This is a genomic window from Micromonospora maritima (genome assembly GCF_902825405.1).
GTDB classification, from domain to species: domain Bacteria; phylum Actinomycetota; class Actinomycetes; order Mycobacteriales; family Micromonosporaceae; genus Micromonospora; species Micromonospora maritima.
The window spans coordinates 1-3,163 of the sequence record NZ_CADEAU010000574.1 but is presented as its reverse complement, the minus strand read 5'-3'; the positions used below and the strand labels follow the sequence as shown (position 1 = coordinate 3,163).

The window sequence follows — 3,163 nt, the reverse complement described above, 5'->3', positions numbered from 1 at the left end:
GCCGGCGCGTGCACGGCGACGACGAGCGCGGGGCCGTGCGGCCCGTCGTAGCGACCGCCCACCCGGGCCCGGGACGCGCCGGGCTTCACGCGCACCGCGACGGTGAGCGGAATGTCCGCGACCGTCATGGTCAGTACGGCCGGGCGTCGGCGAGCAGCGTGGTGCCCGCGGCGCAGAGGGCACACGGGGTGAAACCGAGCTCGACCGCCTCGGCGACCGGCAGCGGTTCGTCCGCCCGGCCCGCCAGCTGCGGGCAGTCGGTCAGATGGAAGCGGGGGTGACCGTCGACGACCCGGACGTCCGCGGGCAGCCGCACCAGCCGGGCCAGCTCGCCGACGGTGAGGTGTTCGGCCGGCGGCTCGCCCGCGGACAGGTCACCGGGCGCGGGCGAGGTCGGGGTCACCTCGGCCCGTCCGGCGGCACGGGGCGCCGGGGGCGCCCAGGCGTCGTCCGGCGGGTCGTACGGCTCGGTCACCGGCGACCCTGGCGGTTGCCGCCACCCGGATCCGCCGGCGCCGACCGTCGACGTGTGGTGCGGGACCGGGCTCACCGGCTCGTCCGGGGACGGGCCGGAGCGCGCGGTCCTGGTGCGCGGGCCGTGGCCGCGAGCCGCGGTGGCCCTCGCGGCGGCCGCCTGGCGGGCGAACGCGACGAAGGCGACGGCGGACAGCAGGCTGGCCGCGATCGACACGATCAGCAGCGGGCTGGACCCACCGGCCAGACCCACCACCAGCAGCACGACGGCGACGAGGATGAGCAGGACGCTGGCGGCTATCACGGCTCACCCCCGGCCGCGTCGTGTCGGACTGGTGCGGTCGGTGGCCGCCACCGGGACGGCCACCGACGCTGGATCAGCGGCCGGACTCCAGGGAGCCGCCACGACCGCCGCCGAAGGATCCGGCGAGGCCCGCGGTGGCGAGGCCGTTGCTGCCGCCGGCGGCACGGTTGCCCTCGCGGTTCATCTCGACCTCGATGCCCTGCCCGCGACCGTCGAGGTCACGCAGCTGGCTCTCCAGGTAGGCCTTGAGGCGGGTGCGGTACTCGCGCTCGAACTGCTTGAGCTCCTCGATGTGCTTCGACAGCGCGGTGCGCTTCGCGTCCAGGCCGCCCATGGCCTCCTGGTGCCGCTGGCGGGCGTCCCGCTCCAGGGCGTCGGCCTTGGCCCGCGCCTCGCGGGTGACCTCCTCGGCCTTGGACCGGGCCTCGGAGAGCAGCTGGTCGGCCTCGCGCCGGGCGTCGGAGACGTGGTCGTCCGCGGTGCGCTGGGCCATCATGAGCACGCGCAGCGCCTGCTGCTCGCCGTCCCCGGTCACCCCCGCCGGGCCGCCCTGCGTGCGGACCTGCTCCAGCTCGGCCTGCATCGCCCGGGCCGCCTGCTCGGCGGCCGCCTTGTCGCGCTGCACCCGGTCGAGCTGGGCCTTGACGTCGTTGAGCTCCGCCGCGAGGCGGGCGTCGCCGCCGGGGCCGGCGGGCGCGCCACCCCGACCGCCGCGCTCCACCTGGGCGCGCAGCTCGTTGTTCTCCTCGATCAGACGGGCCAGCTCACGCTCGACCTCGTCCAGGAAGGCGTCGACCTCCTCCTCGTCATACCCCCGCTTGCCGATCGGCGGCTTTTTGAAGGCGACGTTGTGGACGTCGGCCGGGGTCAGCGGCATCGAAACTCCTCGGGTCAGTTGCGGCCGCGAAAGCGCTCTGGTCAGGCGAACGCCACGATCAGGCGCTGTAACACGAACTCCATCAGCACGAACAGGATAACCAGGAGCACAAGGGAGGCCAGGTCGATGCTCACGGTACCAATTCGCAGTGGTGGGATCACACGCCTCAACGCTCGCAGGGGCGGATCAGTGACGCTCCACACGACTTCCAGTCCCACCGATGCGCCGCGACCCGGCTGCCAGCGGCGACCGTAGGCCAGCACCGCGCCGAGAACAAATCGGGCAAGAAGGACGAGCAGGAAGAAGTACAGCAGCAGGTAGAGCACCTGGAACAGGATCGACAACACGGCAGGCGACGTCCCTCGGTCGTGCGGGCTAGCTCAGGCTGAAAAAGCCGCCCTCAGCGATCTTGGCCTTGTCCTCCGCGGTGACCTGGACGTTGGCCGGTGAGAGCAGGAACACCCGGTTGGTCACGCGCTCGATCGTACCGCGCAGGCCGAACGCGAGCCCGGCGGCGAAGTCCACCAGCCGGCGGGCGTCCGCCTCGTCCATCTCGGTGAGGTTGATGATCACCGGCACACCGTCCCGGAAGTGCTCGCCGATGGTCCGCGCCTCGCGGTACGTCGTCGGGTGCAGGGTGGTGATCTGGTAGCGCTGCTCCTCCTCCGGAGCCACCACCCGCTCGCGCGGCTGGGCCTGCGGCGCGAGGGCGAGGTTGTCCCGGGTGTGGTAGCTCAACGCGCCGGAACCGTCGGCGGAGGAGCGGGTGATCGACCGGACGCTGGAGCGCTCGGTCCGCTCCGGGCGCTCGACCTCGGACCGGTCGGTGTCGACCGCACGACTCGCGGCACGCTCGCTCAGCCGGCCCCGCTCGCCGACCCGGCTGCGGGTCGTCGGCGGCTCGTCGGCCTCGTCGTCGTCCTCGTCGGCGAACTCCTCGGCGTACCGGCTCGACCGGTAGCGCGACGAGTCGCGGTAGCCACCCTTGTCGTAGCCGCCGTCCTCGTACGCCCGCTCGTCGTCCTCCTCGACGAGACCGAGCCAGACCCCCGCCTTGCGCAGTGCACCCATCCCCGCGCCCTTCCGTCCGCCGTGCGGCACGCGCCCCCGTGCCGTGTCGCTTGATCACGAGTGGACGATCATGCCCACCGGACCGGATCGGCAATCCCCTGACGTGCGGTTCGCGGCCCGCCCGCCACGGCCCCCGGCTACGGGAACGCCGTCCTGAACAACACTGATGTAATTTGCTTCCGTCGCGGTCAGGCTACCCCAGCGTGGGGCGCATTCCGAGCAACGCGCTGCCGACGCGGACATGTGTCGCGCCGTGCGCCACGGCACTCTCCAGGTCGCCGCTCATCCCCGCGGACAGCCCCGTGGCCCCCGGATGGTCGCCGCGCAGCCGCGTCGCCACCTCGGCCAGCCGGGCGAACGCCCGGTCCGGCTCCCAGCCCAGCGGGGCCACCGCCATCAGGCCGGCCAGCCGCAGCCCGTCGGCGCCGGCCACGGCC

At 73.4% G+C, this 3,163-nt stretch carries 5 protein-coding genes and 1 pseudogene; all 6 read right to left on the bottom strand.

Annotated features, from left to right (window positions below; genetic code table 11):
- A pseudogene (locus HUW36_RS29285) lies at nt 1-128 on the bottom strand (DUF167 domain-containing protein); the annotation flags it as partial.
- 2 nt (nt 129-130) lie between these two features.
- Nucleotides 131-778, bottom strand: coding sequence for a hypothetical protein (locus HUW36_RS29280; RefSeq protein WP_174531073.1), 648 nt, complete (start codon nt 776-778; stop codon nt 131-133).
- A 73-nt stretch (nt 779-851) separates the two neighbouring features.
- Nucleotides 852-1,655 (bottom strand): DivIVA domain-containing protein, encoded by an 804-nt coding sequence (locus HUW36_RS29275; RefSeq protein WP_174531072.1) that lies wholly within the window; start codon nt 1,653-1,655, stop codon nt 852-854.
- A 41-nt stretch (nt 1,656-1,696) separates the two neighbouring features.
- Nucleotides 1,697-2,002, bottom strand: a complete 306-nt coding sequence (locus HUW36_RS29270; RefSeq protein ID WP_174531071.1) for a YggT family protein — start codon at nt 2,000-2,002, stop codon at nt 1,697-1,699.
- Between the two features lie 28 nt (nt 2,003-2,030).
- Nucleotides 2,031-2,726 (bottom strand): cell division protein SepF, encoded by a 696-nt coding sequence (locus HUW36_RS29265; protein WP_174531070.1) that lies wholly within the window; start codon nt 2,724-2,726, stop codon nt 2,031-2,033.
- Nucleotides 2,727-2,919: 193 nt separating this feature from the next.
- A partial coding sequence (locus HUW36_RS29260) for an alanine racemase (protein WP_174531069.1) occupies nt 2,920-3,163 on the bottom strand: 244 nt, incomplete at its 5' end.